The organism is Planctomycetota bacterium, from assembly GCA_026387035.1.
Classification (GTDB): Bacteria; Planctomycetota; Phycisphaerae; order FEN-1346; family FEN-1346; genus JAPLMM01.
Window position 1 is genome coordinate 1 of sequence record JAPLMM010000173.1, and the last position, 19,801, is coordinate 19,801.

A 19,801-nucleotide genomic window follows, 5' to 3' on the forward strand; every position below is an offset into this window, starting at 1 on the left:
GGGATGCGCGTGCACGCGCGGCGGATGGCCGCGACGCCGCCCCATCGCCTCCCGCGGAAGGTCGTCATGTCGGAGAACGGCCCGGCCGTGGCGGTGAAGCCCTCGCGCCCGACGAGGCGCGCCAGTTCCGCCTCGAGCGCCGTCCCTCGCCGCAGGCCCTTGACCACGCGGTGCCAGTCCCAATCGTCCTCGAGATATACTTCGCCGGCCCGTCCGCGTCCTCGGCGGAGGGCAGCGCGCTCGACCTGAAGCCCGGCCGCCAGTTCCTTCTCGTCGGGGAAGAGGCTGAGAAAAAATTTGGCGCACGAAAAGTTGTAGCCCGAGGAGCGGGGCTTCGCGTCGCGGCCCGCGCGCGGCAGCCAACAGATCCATCGCCAGAAGCGTCCCCTGCCCCACTTGTCAATGATGAACGGTTGGCCGTGCCGGGCGACCAGGTGGGCCTTGACGATCTGGGTGATGCGTTCGTTCGGCTCGAGGCCGCCCATCCGTATGCCGCGCTCGAAATCCAGAAACTCCCGCCGGAACGCCGGCCGGATCGGCAAAAAAATCTCTCGTGGGACCGTCACGGGTCTCTCCCGCTCTGCGTTCTGGCAAATTGCGGTCTCTCAGTGCTATAATACCACCTCAATGAACCTTTTCAACGAGAGCGAGCGGCGGAGGTTGGCGGCGCACGCCCCGCTGGCGGTGCGGATGCGGCCGAGGACGCCCGAAGAGTTCGTCGGCCAGGGGCATTTCTTCGGGCCCGGGAAACTCCTCCGCCGGATGCTCGAGGCCGACAGGCTCCAGAGTGCCATCTTCTATGGGCCGCCCGGCACGGGCAAGACGAGCCTCGGGGAAGTCATCGCGGGGCGATTGAGCGCCGCCTTCGAGCACCTGAACGCGGCCCTCGTCGGGGTCAAGGACGTGCGCGAGGTGCTCGAGCGCGCCAAGGCGCGGCTCGCGACGGACGGCCGGCGGACGGTCCTATTTCTGGACGAAGTCCACCGCTTCAACCGGGCCCAGCAGGACGTGCTCCTCCCGGACGTCGAGAACGGCGTCATCATCCTCATCGGGGCGACGACGGAGAATCCGTTCTTCGCGCTGAACGCGCCGCTCGTGTCGCGGAGCCAGATCTTCAAGTTCGAGCCGCTCAGCGAAGAGGATATCCGCACCCTCGTTCGCCGCGCGGTCGCGGACAAGGAGCGCGGCTTCGGGCGGTACCGCGTGACGGTTTTGGACGAGGCGCTGGCGCACTGGGCCACGAAGAGCGACGGAGACGCGCGGCGGGCGCTGGCGGCCCTGGAAGTGGCGGTTCTGAGCCAGGTCAAGGACCCGAGCGCGCCGCCGGAAAAGGTCCCGCCCATCACCGTGGACTTGGACGCCGCGATTTACTGGATGGCCCGGATGCTGGAGGCGGGGGAGGACCCGCGATTCATTGCTCGGCGGATCGTGATTTGCGCGGCGGAGGACGTTGGGAACGCGGACCCGGCGGCGTTGATGCTGGCGACGGCGGCCTTGGAGGCGGCGGAGTTCGTGGGCCTGCCGGAGTGCCAAATCCCGCTGGCACAAGCAGTTACGTACATCGCGTGCGCCCCCAAATCGAATGCCGCGTACCTCGCCATCGTCAAGGCCCGCGAGGACGTGCGGGAGAACCGCACCGTGCCCGTGCCGAAGCATCTCAGGGATGCGAGTTACCGCGGGGCGAAGCGTCTCGGCCACGGCGAAGGGTACAAGTATGCCCATGATTACGCCGGCGGCGTCGCGCCGCAGGAGTATCTCGGCGTGGATGCCGTCTATTACGAGCCGACGGACCGGGGACATGAGGCGAAGATCAAGAAACGCCTGGAGGAGTACCGCCGGATGCGCGAGGGCCGGCCCGCCGAGGGTAAAGGCAGCGATGGGCGAGAAGGAGATGAAGCGTGAACGAATCCGGGAGACCGCGGGCGGGGCGGAAGTGGGCGGCGATTGTCTCGATCGTCGTCGTGGCGGCGCTGGGGGGCCTCGTGTGGTGGCTGATGGGCGGATGCGAGACGAAATCGCCGACCGCCGACGGAGCGAAGGGGACCGGGGGGGACCTGAACCTGGCGGTGCTCCAGGCGATGAACGACGAGAACGTGCTGGAACTGTCGCTCCAGACGGCCTACTTCTTCACGCGGGAGAGGCGGTTGCCGAAGAGCATCGCCGAGGTCACGGAGAAGGTGCACGTTCCCGATTGGCCGGCGGCGCCGTCGGTGACGACGCGCGGCCTGGCGATTGCATACCGCGCGACGGGCGAACGGACTTACAAACTCGTCCTGCCGGGCGACGATAAGCAGCCGGGGACGGCCGACGACGTCGCCATTCCCGAGCAGGTGCCGACCGACATACCTTCCAATCTGGATGCCGTCGCGTTCCGTCATTGGTGGATTCTTTCGCAGATCAGCCGCCTCCTGGACCATCTGCCGGAGAGCGTCAAGAAGGAATTGCCGGCGATGCCGAAGTAGAAGACCGGCGGCACCTGTCTGGAAACCTTCACCCCCTCAAGGGTGCGGAGAGTTCCTGGCAGAGGCTGGCGACGGCTTGGGCGATAGCGTCGGGAGTTTCGGCGGCGTGGTCGGCAATGCGGTGGACGACGGCGCTACCGACGATGGCGCCGTCGGCGAGTTTCGCCACGGCGGCGACATGCTCCGGCCGCGAGATCCCGAAGCCCACGCAGACGGGAACCTTAGCGCCCTTGCGGACCTGTTTGACGTAGTCGGCAAGGTGCTTGGGGAGCGCGTCGCGCTCGCCGGTGATGCCGGTCGTACTGACGCAGTAAACGAAGCCGGTGGCGTGTTGGAGGATGCGCTTGAGGCGGTCCTTCGGCGTCGTCGGGGCGACCAAGAGGACGTGGGCCAGGTCGCGTGCGGCCAGGAGTTCTCCGAGGGGTCCCGCCTCGTCCACCGGGAGGTCCGGCACGATGAGTCCGTCGACGCCGGCGTCGGCGGCCCGCGCGACGAACTTTTCGACGCCGGGGCGGTAGACGAGCGAATAGGACGTCATGAGGCAGAGGGGCAGCGTGAGGCCATCGTCCCGCAGGCGTGCGACGGCGTCGAGGACGGCGGGCGGTGTGACGCCGGCGGCGAGCGCGCGGGTGTAACTGGCCTGGATGGTGGGCCCGTCGGCGATCGGGTCGGAATAGGGGAGGCCGAGTTCCACGAGGTCCGCGACTCCGCGGGCCTCGAGGGCCTTGAGGATGGCGGCGGTCGAGTCGAGGTTGGGGTCGCCGGCGCCGATGAAGGGCATGAAGGCCTTTCGTCGGATTTCGCGGAGGCGGTGGAAGGCGGCGTCGATGCGGTTCACTCGGCGGCCCCCTTCCCTTCGCGCTCTCGGAGGATGCGAGCGACCTCTTCGACGTCCTTGTCGCCGCGGCCGGAGAGGTTCACGATGATGATTTGTCGGCGGTCCATTTTGGCGGCCATCTTTTTGGACTCGACGAGGGCGTGGGCCGACTCAAGGGCCGGCAGAATGCCTTCGGTGCGCGCCAGTTCCTGGAACGCTTCGAGCGATTCGTCATCCGTGGCGACGGCGTAGCGGACGCGGCCGGTGTCCTTCCAGTAGGAGTGCTCGGGGCCGACGCCGGGATAATCGAGTCCGGCGCTGACGGAATGGACGGGAAGGGTCTGTCCGTCGGCGTCCTGGAGGACGTAGGAGAACGAGCCGTGGAGGACGCCGGGCGATCCGGCGGCGAGAGGCGCGGCATGTTGACCGGACGCGAGTCCGAGGCCGCCGGCCTCGACGCCGACGAGTTCGACGCCCTCGTCGTCGACGAAGGCGGTGAAGATGCCGGCCGCATTGGACCCGCCGCCGACGCAGGCGACGATCGAATCGGGCAGGCAGCCTTCCTGGGTCTGAATCTGGTGGCGTGCCTCGCGTCCGATGACGGACTGGAAGTCGCGGACCATCACGGGGAACGGGTGCGGTCCGGCGACGGAACCGAAACAGTAATGGGTGGTTTCGACGGTGGCCATCCAGTCGCGCATGGCCTCGTTGATGGCATCCTTGAGGGTCCGCTGGCCGGAGTCGACGGGGACGACACAGGCGCCGAGGGCCCGCATGCGGAAGACGTTGAGCCGCTGGCGGCGCATGTCCTCGGTGCCCATGTAAATGTCGCACGCGAGGCCCATCAGGGCGGCGCTGGTGGCGGTGGCGACGCCGTGCTGGCCGGCGCCGGTTTCGGCGATGAGGCGCGACTTCTTCATGCGGACCGTGAGGAGCGCCTGGCCGACGGTGTTGTTGATCTTGTGGGCGCCGGTGTGGTTGAGGTCCTCGCGTTTCAGATAAATGCGTGCGCCGCCCCAGGCGTCGGAGAGTCGGCGTGCGAAGTAGAGGGGCGAGGGTCGGCCGACGTACTGGCGGAGGAGGAAATCGAGTTCCCTTTGGAACTCGGGGTCGGCGCGAGCGGCGTCGTAGGCCTCAGCCAACTGGGCGAGGGCGGGCATCAGGGTTTCGGGGACATATTGGCCACCGTAGGGTCCGAAGCGTCCGGCGGCATCCGGAAGCGTCGCCATGGGTTCTCCTTCAGGTGCAGGGGGCAGTTTAACGGGTCCGGGCGGCGGGTCAAGGAAGAATGCAGAGTGCAGAATGCAGAGTGCAGAATGAACGACCGACGGCGTTTGCCGGCGGGTTTGCTAGCCGCGCCCGTGTCGGATTAGACTTGATTTGGAGAGGCCGGGCGGATAGAGTTCTGGCCTTCCAAGGTGCGTAGGAACGCAAGCGGAGAGAACCATGTACGCGATCATCGAAGAGAGCGGCCAGCAATTCCGCGTGGAAGAGGGCCAGGTGCTCCAGATCGACCATCGTGAGGCCGAGCCGGGCGCCAAGTTGACGTTCGAGCGGGTGCTGCTGGTGGCGGACGAAAAAGGGACGCGCGTCGGCAAGCCCCTGGTCAAGGGGGCCAAGGTGACGGCGGAGGTGGTGGGCCCGTCGCAAGGCCCCAAGTTGGAGATCGTGCAGGTTCGCCGGCGCAAGAGCAGCCGGCGCCACATCGGGCACCGGCAGCGGTATCTGACGGTGCGCGTGACCGGCATTAAGGAGTGACTATGCCCGGGCCCGGGTCGGTCGTATAATAGGATGGAGAAAGCCGCAAAGGGGCGGAAAAGGAAGCAGCCATGAAAGCGTGGCCGGTCGGATGGATGCTGGCAGCCGCCGTGTGCCTTGCGCTCGGAACAGGCATATCGGCAGGGGCTGGGGCGGACGCGGAAAAGTCAGACGGCAAGGCAGCGACCGAGAAGGTCCCCGAGGCGAAGGCCCCGCCGAAACCGCGTGAGATTCCGGAGGCGGAACGGGCCCGCATCGAGAAGCAGTTAACCGACGCCGGCGAAAAACTCACCGCCCTTCAGAAGGAAGAACTCGAACTCTCGATCAAGGTCCTCAATGCCGAAACCAAGGCCCTGGACAAGGTCGAGGACAGGAACAAACTCAAGAACGCCCTGACGAAAGGGTCCACTCCCCAGGATGTCGTGGAGTACCGGAATGTGATGCTGGCGTGCGCGCAGCAATGGCAGATGATGGAAAGCAAGTACGCGGCGGTGCATCGGGGCCTGCGGTATCTCGAGCAAAAGCGCCAAGAGATGCCGGAGGACCTGAAGAGCCGTGCCGAGGAAGTGGTGGCGCGCGTTTTGAAGAATCGGCGGTCCTGCATGGAGAAGGTCGCCGACATCTATGACAAGTTGATGGACGAAAAGACGGTGCTGGCCATTTATGTCGCGATCTACCAGATGCTGCCGGCCGACCAGCGCGAGGCGGACACGGCCCTGAAAGAAAAAATCCTCAAACTGAAGAAGAAACTGGAGCCGCCGGAAAAGAAAAAAGACGATACCAAGAAAAACGACGAGAACAAGAAGCGGTGGTAGGCGGCGCCTTCCCAGCCGGCGGTGGGTCGTGAGGTATTCTGAAGGCAGGCACTGCGGAGCCGATCCGTCGGCTCCGCCTGTTTTCTCAGGTTCGGCCGGCGCTCGCGAGGCTGTTCACGCGCGCGTTCGGTCGGGAACGGGCTCGACGGCCTTTTCGCATCCCGGGCACCCGGCCAAGGCCCCTATCACTTCTTCGAGCGAGGTGATGCCGGCCCTCGTCTTGTTGAGACCATCCATCCAGAGGGATGGGTGACCGGCCTGGCGTGCAGCATCGCGGAGGCGTTCGGCGTCGGCGCCTTGGCGGACGAGGCTCGCGATGTTCGGCTCAATGGGCAATAGTTCAAACAGGCCGATGCGACCGAGGAAACCGGTGTGCCGGCAGGCGGCGCAGCCTCGGCCTTTGCTGAACCCCTCGATCGGCCCGACGGTCTCCGCCAGGCGGCGACGGAGGGCGGCGGGCACGTCGTAGGGCACCTTGCATTGGGGGCAGATCGTCCGCACGAGCCGCTGGGCCAGCACCCCCCGCAACACGGAAGCCAGCGCGTCACCGGAAACCCAGGCGGCGAGCCTGGCGACGGCGTCGGCGGCATCAAGGGCTTTGGTCTGAGCGAAGACGAGGCACTCGTCGCGAGCGGCCTCGACGGCCACAGCCGCCACGCGCTCGTCCATGACCCCGTCGAGCATCAGGACGTCCGGTTCCTGGAGGAAGAGGCGGGCAACGGCTTCCGCTCTTTCGGCCACGCCGCAGGTTGCCGGCGAGAATTGGCTGAGGCCCGTGAGGTGAAAACCGATGCACGCCTCGAAGGTGCAGACGTTGAGGCGGACCGGGTCGAGGTCCCCCAGAGCGCTATAAAGGGTCGTCGTGACGCCGCTGTCGCGCGGGCCGGCGACGACAAAAAGCCCGTGGAGGCCGGCGACGAGTTCGCGGTAGCGGTCGAGGAGTTTGAACTCGCAGCCGAGTTTCTCCAGCGGCCTGGAGGCTTCCTCCTCGCGGATGAGTCGGGCTACGGTCCGCGGACCGTACGACCCTTCCATGGAGGCGAGGTGCAGTTGGACGGCATGCCCCTGGACGACGATTCGGGCGCTGCGGCACGGCTCGGCGGCGGTGCGGCCGGAAAGGCCCATCCGGTCAACGAACGCAGCCGTCAGACCCGCCGCGAGCCGCGCGGGCGGGCGCATGACGACGTGCAGGACGCCGTCGATGCGGAACCGGACTCGGAGCACCTTCTCGTCGGGTTCGAGGTGAATGGCGTCGGCGCCGGCACGGAGGGCTTCGTGCAACACCAGGTCGGCAATCTTCTCGGGAGGCCAGTCGCCATAGACGGCCTCGTACTCCCCTGCCCGCTCGAGCGTTTCGCCTGCCTGCCAATGGCCGGCCAACTCGTCGGCGGAAGGCGCGGTCCGATCCTCCGCACGAGTCTGTTCGAGCATCTGGTAGATGTTGTCGGCGGTGGCGGCGACAACCTGGACGTTGATGCCGGCGGCCTGGGCGATCTCGTCGACGAGAAAAACGTTGGCGGGTTCCGGAACCGCGACGGTCAGAACGTCGCGGACACGGAAGAGCGGCAGGATGCCGTGTTTCTGGCAGAATGTTTCCGGCAACGCGTCCCGGGCGTCCGGGTCCAGGATGTCGGCGGTGAGGCGAGCGAACGGCACGCCGCAGGCTTCGGCGACGGCCGAGAGCACCTGCTCCTGGCTGGCGTACCCGAGGTCCACAAGGATCTCCCCAAGGAGTTTCTCCTGGCCTCCGCGGCGCTGGACCTCGAGCGCCTTGGCCAATTGCTCTTCCGTGATGACGCCGCGAGAGATCAACAGATCGCCGAGTCTCGCGCGCTGTTTCGTTGCGGGAGCCATTCGCCTGTCCTAGTCAAAGTTCCGGACTGCTTCGTGAACGCTGTCGAACACCTCAAATTTTTTGTCGAACCGCGTCATTTCGAAGATTTTTCGGCCGTTGCCTTTGAGTCCGGCGAGTTTGACGACACCGCCGTTGCTCGCGACCTTTTCCTGAAACGCCAGGAGTTCCTCGAGGCCGCGGCTGTCGAAGGTGCTGGCCCGCGCGAGATCGAGAACGAACCAGCGTCCGCCGGCGCGGATCTGCTCGTCGGCGACGCGGCGAAAGGCGTCGGCCTCGGCCTCCGTGACGGCCGGCTCGATCGTCATCACCGTCATGCTTCCGTACGTGTCGGCCGTCGTAGGCAAAGGTCCCTCCACACGCGCGCCGGCAAGCCCCGCGTCATGCCGTCCGACCGCTCGGGGCTGCCGCACGCTCCACAAACTGGCGCATCAGGCGGTTCATGTCCAGGCTGAAAAGCGCATCGACGGCCCGGACGTCAAACTGGGTGCCGACGTTGCGCTCGATCTCACGCTTCACGTGCTCGAACGGGAGCATCGGGCGGTACGGGCGGTTGCTGGTCATGGCGTCGAAGGCATCGGCCAGACCCACGACGCGCGCGAGCAGCGGGACCTGGTCGCCCCGCAGGCCGTCCGGATAGCCCGAGCCGTCCAGGCGTTCGTGGTGGTGCAGAATGGCCTCGCGAATCGGTTCGAGCTGCTTGATGCCTTCGAGGATGTGGCCTCCAATGACGGGGTGGCGGTGAACGATCTGGCGTTCCTCGGGTTCCAGGAGTCCTTCTTTGCGGAGGATGTGCTCGGGGGTTCCGATCTTGCCGATGTCATGCAGCAGGCCTGCCATGTAGGCGCGAGACGAGGGCCCGCATCAGATCAAGCATCAGCCGCTGAAGGTCTCGGTACAGGCGATGGTTCTCGATGAAGACGGCGGCGGAACTGGTGATGGAGCGGACGAGTTTGGCGTCCGGGCTTCCGAACTCGCCGGCCGACCGGTTGACCGCCATCAGCGCGCCGCTGACCCCCTCGCGCAGCGGCAGCGGGACGAGCACCAGGCGCTCCAGGGCGATGGAGATCGCCGACAGTTGCGGATCTTCCTGGCAATGGTTGATGATGACGACGGTTTGTTCCGGGCCGAGGTCGTCGAGCAGGTGGGCCACGAGACCCGGCAGTTGGGAGGCGTCGAACGGGAGGCGGCCGGCGATGACGGTTTCCGGGCCCATGTCCTCGACCCTGGGAAGGTAGGCCGCGGTCGCCTCCGCTCCGACGGTCTCGCACAACTCGCCGCACGTTCGTTCCAGCAACTCGGCCACTGGCTGGGTTACCCGGAGCACTTTGCCGAGACCGTGCAGGAGGCTGACCTCCTCGAAACTCTGGGCGAGGGCCTCGGCCGTGGCTTCGCTTTCCAGCCGGATGATTTCCCGATCGATGTCCGCGCAGACGGCCCGGGCGACGGCGGCCAGCAGGCGCCGGCCGGAATCGGCGTCGGTGCTGCTTGCCAGGGGCCATTCGGCGGCAGCCACAAGAACCGTCCGGGCGCGCTGGCGGATGGGCCAGGCGGCGACCAGCCGGTCGCACAACTCCTCGACGCGGGTTTCGCTCGACTCAACCGCTTCGACAACGAGGCGCGAGGCGTCGTCGGCCGGCGACAAAGGCTCGAACGCACCTTCCAGCGGCGACCCGTCGGGCCAGTAGAAGGCCACGGCCACGCCGGTCGCGTCGAGCGTCTCACGGGCGATGCGCGCAAGCGTCTCGCACGCGAGGATCGGTTTGGCGGCTGCCTGACAAACAACCATTCCATTTTCCTCCACCCGGCTACGTGGTGGCCAGCAGACCCAGCAGTTCCTGAACCTGAGCCAGCAGTTCGCGCGGGCTGAACGGTTTAGTCATGATTCGGCGAACGGGGAGTTCGCGGACGGACTCGGCGGTCAGTTCAAACCCCTTGGCCGTCAGAAGAATCGTCGGAATGCCTCCGTCGAGTTCGGCCACGAGGCGGGCGCACAGTTCGAGCCCGCTCATGCCCGGCATCTGGAGGTCGGTAATCATGAAGTCGGGGCGTTCGGCGATGGCCAGTTCGTAGGCCTCCAGGCCGTCCATCGCGACGATCACCTCCAGGCCGGCGTTCCGAAGTTTCATCGCCACGACGTTGGCAATGGGGGCTTCGTCGTCGGCTACGAGAATCTTGAATGCCATATCACCCCTCCTCGCCCCGTCGAGTCGCCTGAGGCGACCGGTCCGAGGGCTAACGGACGGCCGGCAAGTGGAGCCGGAACGTCGTTCCCTTTCCGACCTCGCTTTCGACGACCACCCGGCCGCCGTGAACCGTTTCCACAATGTGCCGGACGAGCGGCAGGCCGAGGCCGGTGCCCGTGGCCTCGTGGCGCGAGCCCCGCGCCCGGTAGAACTTCTCGAAGACCTTCGTGATCTCATCCTCGGGAATGCCGTACCCCGTATCCGAGACGTCGACGACTACGGAACCGTCCTCCAGATACGTCGAAATCCGGACGCGACCCTGCGCGGGCGTGTACTTGACGGCGTTGGAGACGACGTTGAGCACCGCCTGGTAGATCATGTCGCGGTCGGCGCGGACGCGGAAGAAGACGGGGGCGAGGTCCGCCTCGACACGGACGGTTTTCTGGGCCGCCTGCGGGGCGATGACGTCCACCACCTCGCGCAGGATTTCCGTAATCGCGAGGTCGGTCTTGTTGACCGGCACGAGGCCGGACTCGAGCCGGCTCAGGTTCAGGATGTTCTGAATGAGGCGATTCAGACGGTCGGCCTCGTGGGCGATGGTCTGGAGGAACTCGCGCGACGCCGCCTCGTTCTTGGCCTCGCCGTCCAGAAGCATTTCGACGTAGGCCTTGATGCTGGCCAACGGGGCCTTCAATTCGTGCGAGACCATCGAGACGAAATCGTTCTTCATGCGGGCGATCTCTTTTTCCTTCGTGACGTCGTGCAGGACGGCCACGATGCCGCTGATCCGATCGCCCCGCTTCGCCTGGACCACGGTGTTGAACGTGACGCGGTAAGTCGCCTCCGGGTCGCCGTCGCTCCGGACCCACTCGACGGTGCGGTGAGGCATATGCAGGCCCGTTTCGCGCATCTCCGCCAGAAGGGCCAGAAACTTGGAGTCGCTGATGACTTCTTCGACCGGTTTGCGAACCGCCGCATCAAAATGGAAGCCGAAGATGTTCTCGACCGCACCGTTCGCCAGCACCAGGTCGCCGAAGGCATCCGTCACGATGACCCCGTCGCTGATGGCGTGGATGACGGCCTCGACGTGGCGTTTCTCGGCCTCGAGCACCTTCATCTGAATCTGGCGCTCCTTGGCCGTCATGCGGGACTGTTCCACTTCGTCTTTAATGAACGTCAGGTAGCGGTTGACGGCCTGGCCGAGCCGGCCGAGCGAATCCGTTTCACCCTCGCTGATTACCAAGCCGATCGTGCCCTGGCGCACCAGGTTCTCCAGGCGCTCCGCCACGACGTTGATGCGCTCCTTGGGCATCCGGGCGATCAGATACCCCCCGATCACGCCGAGAACGGCCAGAAACAGGCCCGTCCCAAGGACGACCGTCTTGACCGACGCCGACTGGCCGGACTCGCTCATGGGATCCAGGAGCAGGTGCAGACACATCCCAACCCCAAGGAACAGCAGAACGACAGCCGCGGCGCGGCGAAGTTCAATCATTCCCAATCGCCTTCCCAATCTCCCGGATACCCGACACCCCGTCCACTTACGGTTACGGCACGACTTGTTCCGGCTCTTTGGCTGTTGCACGCGCGAGAAGCCGTTCCACCGTCTCGCGATCGCCACAATCCCGAGCCGCCAGCGCGAGCCTCAAGTGCGGCACGGCTTCGCCCGGCCGACCCGCGCCGATCAGGATGAGTCCCATCAGCGCATTGGCCTCCGCGTGGTCAGGTGCCTGCTTCAAAGCCTCGTCCAACTGATGCCGGGCCGATGTCGGCCGGTCCTCCAGAAGGTCGCACTTCGCCAGCGCAACGCGCGCGTCGACCGACGCCTCGTCGCGCGCGAGAATTCGTTCGTACACCGGCCTCGCTTCGCGCAGGCGGTCGAGAGACAACAGGCTGTCGCCCCACATCCTCAGGACCCACCCCGGTGTCTTTTCCGGTTCGGCGTCGGCCATGTCCGCCAGGAGCGGTTCCGCCTCCGCGTAGTCGCCCGAGTAGAACAGCGCCGTCGCCAAACGTTCCGCCACGTCCTGGCGCCTTGGAGCCAGACGCCGTGCAATTCGGTACGACCCGACGGCCTCCGCGTAATTATCCATCAGGCAGTCGAGGTCGCCGCGCGCCGCGTGAAGTTCGACGGAGCCAGGGGTCCGGCCGAGCGCCTCGTTCAGGCGTCGAGCGGCCTCCTCGATCTGCTTCTGTGCGACCAGCAGTTCGACCTCCGCCAGGGTGTACGCGGTCTTCTCCGGGGCCAACTTCGCAGCCTCCGAGAATGCCGCCAGCGCCAAGTCCGGCCGCTCGAGCGTCTGCTCGATGGTTCCTATGACATACCAGGCCTCGGCCGAATCCGGTTGGAGGTTCCGTGCGGCCTCGGCGTAGCGTCGCGCGGCGTCGAGTTCACCCTTTTCCGCCGCCAGGCGTGCGGCCAGGACGTACATCGGCGCATAGGGCGCCCCGGTTTTCATGGCCTCATCGAGATGGTCGCGGGCCCGGCCGAGTTCACCGCGCTCAAAGCACCCCTTGGCCAAGCTGGTCGAAATTTCAGCCTGGGAGGTCGCCCAGCGGTCCGTGGCGGCGTCCCGTTTCTTCTGCATGTACGTCTTGCCGCAGCCGGCCACGAGGACCGCACAGATGACGGCGGCAAACAGCGCGGCTCGTCTGGTGCGTTTCATCGCTTTTCTCCTTGCGCCTTGGGTGCGACGTCGGCGGCAGGCGGCGCGACCGTCTCCGCCGGCGCCTTTTTGCGCGGGGGCTCCGGCTTCGCTTCCGGCACCTTCGGTTTCTCTTCCTGCTTCCCGGGCACGAGGCCCCTCGTCCGGTCGACCGGGTTCATGTGCTCCTGGATGCTGTTCCACAACGTCCACGGCGCGGGTCGCACCGGCCGGCCCTTCTTCGAGGACAGGATCTTGTCCTTCAGGCGCATCGCCTTGAGGTTGTTCGGGGCGACGTTCAGGGCGAGATTGACGTTCCACCAGGCCCACTCGCGGTCGATCCACGAGCCCAACGAGCCCAGCCACGAACCGCCCTGCTCGTACTTCCGCCAGGACTTGTCGGCTTCCTGGAGGTGCGCGACCGTCAGGCGCTCGCGCGTCAGGAAACTGAACCCCTCGCGCAGGCCTAGGCAGCGCCGGTCCGCATCGTCGCGCATCTGCTCGCCGAGCGCGTACGCCTCCTCTTCCTGAATGATGTGCGGCGTCAGAAGGACGATGATCTCGTTGCGCGTGGTGCTGTCCTCGCGGCTGCGGAAGAGCCAGCCCAGGCCCGGAATGTTGCCCAGGCCGGGGATCTGCGTCCGCCCGATGGACACGTCCTCATCGAACAGGCCGCCGATCACCAGCGTGTGCCCGTCCTTGATCATCACGTTGCAGGTGACTTCGGTGGTGGATTCCCGCGGCAAGTTGTTGACGAGGTCGCCGCTGGAAACTTCCGGGTGGACTTCCAGGCGAATGTAACCATCGTCGCTGATGAACGGCCGGAAGACTAGTTGCGTGCCGCTTTCGAGAAACTCCACGGTTTCGTAGGCCTGCGTCTCGGTGAAGGTCGTCGTGCGGTACCCGATGCGGTCACCGACCATGACCTCGGCACGCTGCTTGTTGAGCGTCAGGACCTTGGGGTTCGAAAGGACCGTCGTGTCCGTGACTTCCTCCAGGGCGTTGATGAACACCGAGACGTTATTCGTGACGATGCCGATGTTCAGCCCTGTCCCTGGGGCGGCGAAGCCCCGCGTGTCGACCTGTCCCCACTCGTGGAGGGCTGCACGCCCCGTGGCGGCGGCGGCGGTCGTGATGGTGGCTGGCGCCGTCGTCGGTTCGGTGTTGATCGCCAGGTCACGAAAGTCGACGCCCGCCAGGGCGTTGAAGTTCACGCCCAGGCTCGTCGTGTCCGTGAGTTGGACCTGAAGGATCGTGGCCTCGACCATGACGAGCCGCGGCCGCTGGTCCATCTTCTTGAGGGTCTTGCGGACCTCTTCCACGTTCTCCGGAAAGTCCCGGACCACCACGCAGTCTTGCAGGGGATAACTATTGCCGCCGACCGCCGCGCTGCTGGACGCAATTCCCACTTCCGAGGCGGTGTTGACGGCCGTCGTCGCCTTCTTCGACAGAATCGGTTGAATCAGTTTCACCGCCTCCTCGCTCGTCAGATAGTTCAATTGAAACACCTCGGTGACGAGGCGGCTGTCGTTTTGCTGGATGGCCTCGAGTTCGGCCGGCGTGTGGACGTAGATAAACCCCTTTTCGCGGACCCAGCGCAGATCATTCGACCGGCAGATGACGTCCAGCACCTCGTCCACGGTCACTTTGTAGAGGTCGGCGGAGATCTTCCCCTTGACGCTTTTCGAGGCGACGATGTTAACCTCGTTCAGGCGCGAGATGGTTTCGAGCACCCGGGTGAGGTCCTCGTCTTTCGCGTGGAGCGTAATCCGGTTGTCTTCGACGGAAATTTGCGACCGCACCTCAGGAGCCGCGGCCGCAGCACCCGGACCCGATGCAGCGGGAACTTGTCCCGCGGCGGGGGGTTCGCCGGCCGCCGCTTCAGCCGGCACGCCCTCCGCGGCCGGGGCGCTCTCAAACAGGCCTTTGCCTGTCGGCGCGACGCCTTCCGACGGCGCCTCCTGCGCCAGCGCCGCCGCGCCGGCAACCAGGTACCCCAGCGCCAAAGCCCCCGCGATAAGCCATCGGCACCACCGCCCGTTCGGGACGTTGCTTTGACCTGCCATGGTTTCGCCCTCAGTCCATTCGCAGCAGGCACGTCACCGCGCCTCGCTGCAGTTTGACCCGCCCCTCACCGATTTCGACAATTTCCATCCCACTCACCGTGTCGCCGACACGATAATCCTTGCCGTCAATCACGGCCCAGGGTTCGCCGCTCGGCGACACCAGGGTCACTTCAAGCCGCAGCGCCTTCAGGACCGACAGGATCTCCTTGGCTGTCGGCGCCTCGGGCGCCGGTCGCGACTTCTCTGCAGCAGGTGCAGCAGGAGCCGCCGCGCCAGGGCTCGGAGCGACGGATTCGCCCGCCCGGCCGGACGCACCGGCTCCCGCAAACGGGTTCCGCCGCAAGAGACGCGGCGCCCTTTCTTTCCAGTTCCCGCACAATCGCTCCACTTCCCGGGAAAGCGTGCGGACCTTTTCCGGGCTCACATCCGCCGCCGGCAGCGCGACGATGCCCGGGTCGGAGGTCCGGGCGGCCCAGGGTTGCACCACGGCCAGCGCCCAGGCGCTCAATCCCGTGATAAGCAAGGCGACCGTCAGGATCATCTTGATCCACCGGCCGCGGCCTGCGGCCAAGCGACCCGTCGCGTGTCCGGCCAGCCAAGCGAAGACCCCGGCCAAGCGCGGATTCGGTTCCCGTGACCCGAGTTCGTTCGGTTTGGCACTCATCCGGCCGCGACCTCCGATGTCTGCCCCTCGCCGCCAGTAAGTTCCTCGTCCTGCGACGCGGGCAGGTAATAGACCAGGATCTCGACCTCCGCCGCCACGCCGCCTTCTTCGTCGGCCCGGCGAATCTCGAGCCGGCGGAACCACGTCAGACGCTCCAGCCCCTCAATGGTCCCCAGGCACCGGTACACCGCCTCAAAAGGCCCGGCGAGACGCAACCGAATCGGTATCGCCGGCGTGCCCTTCGGCGGCTCGGCTTCAATCCGCTCGACTTCGTGACGAACGAGGGGGTCCGAGGCAACGCACCGGGCCACCTGCTCCAGAAAACTCGCCAGTTCCGGTTCCGCCGGAACGCGACGCAGCAAGGCGCCGCCGGCCTTTCGAAGGCTCGCCACACGGACCGTCACGTAAACGCCTTCGCGGCTCGTGCGAACCTTTTGCTTCACAAAAACCCGCTCGCGCTCCACCGCCGACGCCAGCGCCGACAGTTCTTTCTGCTTCGGCCAGAGGACGAGCAGAAAGAAACTGCCGCTCATCACCGCCGCCACCAGCAGAATCAGCAACTGCTGCCGGTCAACGGCCAGGCGTTTGCGCGCGCTCGGGCGATGTCCCACCTGCATTCTCCTCCGGTTGAGGAACATCCACGGCCTTCACGGTGATCACGAAGTAGCGACGGTCGGCGTTTCCGTTCGCTCCCGGCTTCGATTCGACAAGCAGCGCGCCTTCCAGGGACGGCGACGCCTCCAAAGCCCCCAAGGTCCGCGTCACCAGGACCTCGGACGGCGCCCAGCCGGCGACCCGAAGCGCAGGCGAACGCGGGGCGGCCTCGGAGCCGCTCAGGCTCGCCTCCTCCAGTACCACCTCGTCGGGCACGAGGTCGGCCAGCACCGCCACCAGGGACGCGACCGATCCGGTCGGCCCAAACCGCTGGAGGACGCTGAGGCGCCGTTCGTACCCCCGCTGCTCGGCCTGAAGTTTCTCGACCTTCTCGACGTCGACGCCGGCCGCGTATCCCGTGCCCCGCAGCGCCTGGAGTTCCGCCCGTGCGTCCTGGACCCATTTGCCCATCTGAAGGCTCCACAACACCATCGCCAGCCCCAGCGCCAGCAGAAGCCAGGAACGGATAAAGCCGATGCGTCGGTGGTACCGCGCTCGAATGTAATCGTCCGGAAGGAATTCGAGTTCACGCACCGCTTGGGCTCCCGCTCCCTCAGGCGGCCAGACCGGTTTCCAGGCCGTCCGCCAGGTAAAACCCCTTCAGGCTGAGACCGAAGACCGTCGCCCATTCGCTGCGGCACCCGCGCCGGTCAAGGACCGGACCCAACTGGTCCGTCCGCACGCCGCGGAACGGGTCGCCGACCTCGGTCCGGATGTTCAGCCGCTCGCCGAGAGCCGCCGGCAGCGCCGGGTCGTGGGCCTCGCCCCCCGTGAATACCATGGCGTCCGGCCGGTCCCCGCGAAACGTGACGGCATAATAGCGGAGGCACAAGCCGATCTCCTTCGCCAGATCCTCCATGTGCGGCCGAATCGCGTCGGTCACCGCTCGCCGCACCTGGTCCGTCTGGTCGGAGGCCTCGACGGCCTCACGGTTTCGCTTGGCCGTGCGCCGGCGAAGCGCTTCCGCTTCCGACGGCGCCAGTTCCAGGCACTCCGCCACGGCGCGGTTGAAGACCGCCCCGCCGATGGGTATCGACTTGACGAACACCATGTCCCGCCCGCGGGAGATCACCACCGTCGTCTGGGCGCCGATGTCGGCGAACGCGCTGACGACGCCCTCATCCTCACGCCGCCGGAGAAACCGCTCGAAACCGCGAAACACTCCGCAGCACTCGGCGTCCAGGCTGATGACTTCCAGCCCGGCTTCCCGCACCATCTCAATCTGCCGGTCCACCTCCGCCCGCGGCGCCGCAAACAGAATGACCTCTTCCAACACCTGGTCGCCCTGCCGCACCTCTCCCGCCCTTACGTGCTGAATCACCGCCGTCGCCGTGTCGAACGGAAACTTGTTTTGGGCCTCCCAGTTCACCGCCGTTGCCAGTTCCTTCTCAGGCATTTTCGGCATGCGGATGCTGCGGATCGCCACCTGCTCCGCCGAAAGCAACATGACTGCTTCGCGGCGCCGGAACCGGTGGGCTTTCAACGCCCGCCGGATCCCTTCCACCACCACCTCCCGCCGAAGAACCGCGTCCGCCTTCACCTCGTGAGGGATGGGAAACTTGGCGGCGTCGATCACGCGCAGATCCCGTTCGCTCCCGGCCAGTTGCAGCATCCGGACCGTCGCGCCCCCGATATCCAGCCCGATGGGCAACACCTTCCCCATGTTTCCGCTTCCCCGTTCCGCTATTCCGCCGTCCGCTCCACCGAAACCGCGCCCGTCAGCGTCGCCACCGAAATCACCATCCCGGTCCCGCCCGACCGAAGCGTGACCGAGCCGCCGTTCGACGGAACTCCCTCCTCGTCGAACGTCACATAGGTTTCGCCGCCGACGCCGAAACTCACCGGTCCCACCACGACCGACTCCATTCCGTTCAGGCTCGCCAACGTCACCACGAATAGCTCTTTCGCTCGCACGGGGTGCTCGACGGCTGTCGCCAGCGCATACCCGCCGCCCGTGCCCGTGTAATTCGCGACCACCTTGTACGACTGCCGGTCCGAACTGAACAGCACCGTGTGCTTCACCTGCGTCGTCACTGCCAGGTTCCGCGCCAATTCCATATCCGACGCCAGCACCCGCGCCGCACTGATCGCCTGCGCGTCCTTCGTCGTGCCGATACTGCCAATCACGATTGCGGCCGCGATGGCCAACACCAACACCACCACGACCATTTCGGCCAGCGTGTACGCCGGTTCTCGCACGTCTTCCCTACCCGTCGTCATCACCGCGCCTTTCCGGCTTCTTTCGCGCCGCCGTCCTTCGGCACGAGCGTCTGAATCTGGAAGCGGCCTTCCTTCAGCCCTTCCTCGATGGCCGCCAGGCGATCGTTCAGTTTCCTGAGTTCCTCGATCATCGTTTCCCGCTGGCGACCCGAGTCGGGAATGCCGGCCACCGAACGATCTGTCGTTGTTGCCGTCGTCGTTGCCGTCCCCGCATGGGCTCGCGACTCCACTCCGTCCGACCGCATCCACACGCCCATAGCAATGACGGCCAGCACGACGGCGATGAGAATCAGGCCCTGCGAGATCGTGTCCAATTGCTTCGCGAGCATTGTCTAGCCTCCCTATGCTTCCCACCTTGACACCAAGGGGCCTAAAAAACGCGCGCAGCGCATAGTCGTTTCCGCACGTGGTCTTTGTCTTTATCGGCATCCTTCCGCTGAGGTCTTAAGCGATTCGGGGGCCTGATTTGTGTCCTGTTGCCCTTTGTTCGCACTGCTGAGCCCTCAGGACCTAAACAGCCTCCACGACCCCCGTTGAGCATCCCGCCACGACACCGCCAATCTTGCGTGAGCGCCATTCAGGCCCTTAAAAAAAACCCGAGGGCAGCCGACGCACCGCGCGTCTCTGCCCTCGAGCCCAGTGTCTCTTCGCCCCTACACGAAGAGGCTGGCGGTCACCGCTGCGCACCCACAGCGTTTTCCTACAGTTCGTTCAACTTCGTCGTGCCGTCCGTGGCCGTACGGGCGTCCGTCAGGTTGGCCCGGAACTGACCCGACGCGCTGTTGAACCACCACCCGCCGTCGGCCCCCGGAACCGTGAACCCGTTCGCAGCGAGCGGCTCCACCACCACCGTATTGGACCCGGAAACCGGGTTCACGGGGATCGTCTGCAGGTACGGGCCGTACGGGAAGTCGCTGTCCGGCGTCGCACTGACTGCGCCGTCCACGTCCGTGTACTGGGTCATCTGGTCGGCAAAGTCATCGCCGTCCTGGCCCGCAGCCGACGCCGGCAGGTTTTCCAGGTGCTGCGTCTTGTAGAGCAGCAACTGGCTGCGGATGGTCTGGAGGTTCGTCATGAGGTTGGACACGCGGGCCTCGCCCGACGCTTCGGTAAACTGCGGGATCACGATGGCGGCCAAGATGCCCAGAATGATCACGACAATCAGAATTTCAACCAACGTAAAGCCTTTTCTTGCGATACGGTTCATTGCCAATCCTCCTTGCGCTCCGTTCTTTCTTCAGGGTTTCTTGAATTCGTTTCGTCTTCCGGCCCTTCGTGACACCGCCCACGAGCCCGTACGGGCGTGGCGACGGTCAGCCTGAACACGCACGTGCGGCGCTCGAACCGTTTCTCACCCCTTTCCAGGGCGCCGCTAACCGGGTGGCGGCACGACGGGCCGGTTGCCGTTCTTGCCGCCTGCCTGCCTCAGAAAGTCCCGTATTCATCATTATTCCCCTGTCCGTCCAAAGATTCGATGTTACGGAACCTTTATCGGCCGAACTCTCAACGACCTGCAGAAAAAATTGCCTAGTCACTCCAGACCTCCCATCTTCACCATTCTTCCCAAAAACACAGGGCCGCTCTTCCGGTCCCGCTTTCAGGCCTTTCTGACACAAAAAGTATAGCCGCCGGTCGGCTTCTGTCAAACTTCCAAGAAGCCAT

At 65.7% G+C, this 19,801-nt stretch carries 21 protein-coding genes and 1 pseudogene; 4 read left to right on the forward strand and 18 right to left on the reverse strand.

The window, feature by feature from the left end; genetic code table 11:
* Positions 1–566: hypothetical protein (locus NTX40_06050; protein ID MCX5648645.1), on the reverse strand; the 566-nt coding region annotated here is incomplete at its 3' end.
* 61 nt (positions 567–627) lie between these two features.
* On the opposite strand from NTX40_06050, the gene NTX40_06055 reads away from it, so the two are divergent.
* Together NTX40_06055 and NTX40_06060 are read left to right on the forward strand one after the other, a co-directional pair.
* A complete protein-coding gene (locus NTX40_06055) occupies positions 628–1,902 on the forward strand; it encodes a replication-associated recombination protein A (protein MCX5648646.1) in 1,275 nt (424 codons plus the stop codon).
* Positions 1,899–2,462 (forward strand): hypothetical protein, encoded by a 564-nt coding sequence (locus NTX40_06060; GenBank protein ID MCX5648647.1) that lies wholly within the window; start codon positions 1,899–1,901, stop codon positions 2,460–2,462. The genes NTX40_06055 and NTX40_06060 overlap by 4 nt, the downstream gene beginning before the upstream one ends.
* Positions 2,463–2,490: 28 nt before the next feature.
* On the opposite strand, the gene trpA is transcribed toward NTX40_06060, so the two are convergent.
* Positions 2,491–3,300: a tryptophan synthase subunit alpha gene (gene trpA / locus NTX40_06065; GenBank protein ID MCX5648648.1), complete on the reverse strand. Its 810-nt coding sequence runs from the start codon at positions 3,298–3,300 to the stop codon at positions 2,491–2,493.
* A complete protein-coding gene (trpB, locus tag NTX40_06070) occupies positions 3,297–4,508 on the reverse strand; it encodes a tryptophan synthase subunit beta (GenBank protein MCX5648649.1) in 1,212 nt (403 codons plus the stop codon). The genes trpA and trpB overlap by 4 nt, the downstream gene beginning before the upstream one ends.
* Before the next feature lie 217 nt (positions 4,509–4,725).
* Between trpB and rplU the strand changes: the two genes are divergently transcribed.
* Together rplU and NTX40_06080 are read left to right on the forward strand one after the other, a co-directional pair.
* Positions 4,726–5,037 carry a 50S ribosomal protein L21 gene (rplU, locus tag NTX40_06075; protein MCX5648650.1) on the forward strand — a complete coding sequence of 104 codons (312 nt, stop codon included), beginning with the start codon at positions 4,726–4,728 and terminating at the stop codon, positions 5,035–5,037.
* Positions 5,038–5,108: 71 nt separating this feature from the next.
* Positions 5,109–5,852, forward strand: coding sequence for a hypothetical protein (locus tag NTX40_06080; GenBank protein ID MCX5648651.1), 744 nt, complete (start codon positions 5,109–5,111; stop codon positions 5,850–5,852).
* 114 nt (positions 5,853–5,966) lie between these two features.
* Here the strand turns inward: NTX40_06080 and NTX40_06085 are convergent, their stop codons facing one another.
* From NTX40_06085 to NTX40_06155, 15 genes and pseudogenes are all read right to left on the reverse strand, one after another.
* A complete protein-coding gene (locus NTX40_06085) occupies positions 5,967–7,706 on the reverse strand; it encodes an ATPase, T2SS/T4P/T4SS family (protein ID MCX5648652.1) in 1,740 nt (579 codons plus the stop codon).
* Positions 7,707–7,715: 9 nt separating this feature from the next.
* Positions 7,716–8,051, reverse strand: a complete 336-nt coding sequence (locus NTX40_06090) for an STAS domain-containing protein (protein MCX5648653.1) — start codon at positions 8,049–8,051, stop codon at positions 7,716–7,718.
* 34 nt (positions 8,052–8,085) lie between these two features.
* Positions 8,086–8,544: an HD domain-containing protein gene (locus tag NTX40_06095; GenBank protein ID MCX5648654.1), complete on the reverse strand. Its 459-nt coding sequence runs from the start codon at positions 8,542–8,544 to the stop codon at positions 8,086–8,088.
* Positions 8,525–9,493, reverse strand: a complete 969-nt coding sequence (locus tag NTX40_06100) for a GAF domain-containing protein (protein MCX5648655.1) — start codon at positions 9,491–9,493, stop codon at positions 8,525–8,527. The genes NTX40_06095 and NTX40_06100 overlap by 20 nt, the downstream gene beginning before the upstream one ends.
* 19 nt (positions 9,494–9,512) lie before the next feature.
* Positions 9,513–9,890 carry a response regulator gene (locus tag NTX40_06105; GenBank protein ID MCX5648656.1) on the reverse strand — a complete coding sequence of 126 codons (378 nt, stop codon included), beginning with the start codon at positions 9,888–9,890 and terminating at the stop codon, positions 9,513–9,515.
* A gap of 49 nt (positions 9,891–9,939) precedes the next feature.
* The gene (locus NTX40_06110) at positions 9,940–11,385 is read right to left on the reverse strand and encodes an ATP-binding protein (protein MCX5648657.1); all 1,446 of its coding nucleotides are present in this window, start codon (positions 11,383–11,385) and stop codon (positions 9,940–9,942) included.
* Positions 11,386–11,437: 52 nt separating this feature from the next.
* The gene (locus NTX40_06115; GenBank protein MCX5648658.1) at positions 11,438–12,556 is read right to left on the reverse strand and encodes a tetratricopeptide repeat protein; all 1,119 of its coding nucleotides are present in this window, start codon (positions 12,554–12,556) and stop codon (positions 11,438–11,440) included.
* Positions 12,553–14,601 (reverse strand): hypothetical protein, encoded by a 2,049-nt coding sequence (locus NTX40_06120; GenBank protein MCX5648659.1) that lies wholly within the window; start codon positions 14,599–14,601, stop codon positions 12,553–12,555. The genes NTX40_06115 and NTX40_06120 overlap by 4 nt, the downstream gene beginning before the upstream one ends.
* 10 nt (positions 14,602–14,611) lie before the next feature.
* On the reverse strand, positions 14,612–15,265 hold the full coding sequence (locus NTX40_06125) for a hypothetical protein (protein MCX5648660.1): 654 nt from the start codon (positions 15,263–15,265) through the stop codon (positions 14,612–14,614).
* Positions 15,262–15,876 (reverse strand): type 4a pilus biogenesis protein PilO, encoded by a 615-nt coding sequence (gene pilO, locus NTX40_06130; GenBank protein ID MCX5648661.1) that lies wholly within the window; start codon positions 15,874–15,876, stop codon positions 15,262–15,264. The genes NTX40_06125 and pilO overlap by 4 nt, the downstream gene beginning before the upstream one ends.
* Positions 15,836–16,453: a hypothetical protein gene (locus NTX40_06135; protein ID MCX5648662.1), complete on the reverse strand. Its 618-nt coding sequence runs from the start codon at positions 16,451–16,453 to the stop codon at positions 15,836–15,838. The genes pilO and NTX40_06135 overlap by 41 nt, the downstream gene beginning before the upstream one ends.
* Positions 16,454–16,472: 19 nt before the next feature.
* The gene (gene pilM / locus NTX40_06140; GenBank protein MCX5648663.1) at positions 16,473–17,582 is read right to left on the reverse strand and encodes a type IV pilus assembly protein PilM; all 1,110 of its coding nucleotides are present in this window, start codon (positions 17,580–17,582) and stop codon (positions 16,473–16,475) included.
* A 20-nt stretch (positions 17,583–17,602) separates the two neighbouring features.
* Entirely contained in the window at positions 17,603–18,139 is a 537-nt protein-coding gene (locus tag NTX40_06145) for a GspH/FimT family protein (GenBank protein MCX5648664.1), read from the reverse strand.
* Positions 18,139–18,468, reverse strand: coding sequence for a hypothetical protein (locus NTX40_06150; GenBank protein ID MCX5648665.1), 330 nt, complete (start codon positions 18,466–18,468; stop codon positions 18,139–18,141). The genes NTX40_06145 and NTX40_06150 overlap by 1 nt, the downstream gene beginning before the upstream one ends.
* Before the next feature lie 782 nt (positions 18,469–19,250).
* Positions 19,251–19,346 (reverse strand): annotated as a pseudogene (locus NTX40_06155) (prepilin-type N-terminal cleavage/methylation domain-containing protein).
* Between the last annotated feature and the right edge of the window lie 455 nt (positions 19,347–19,801).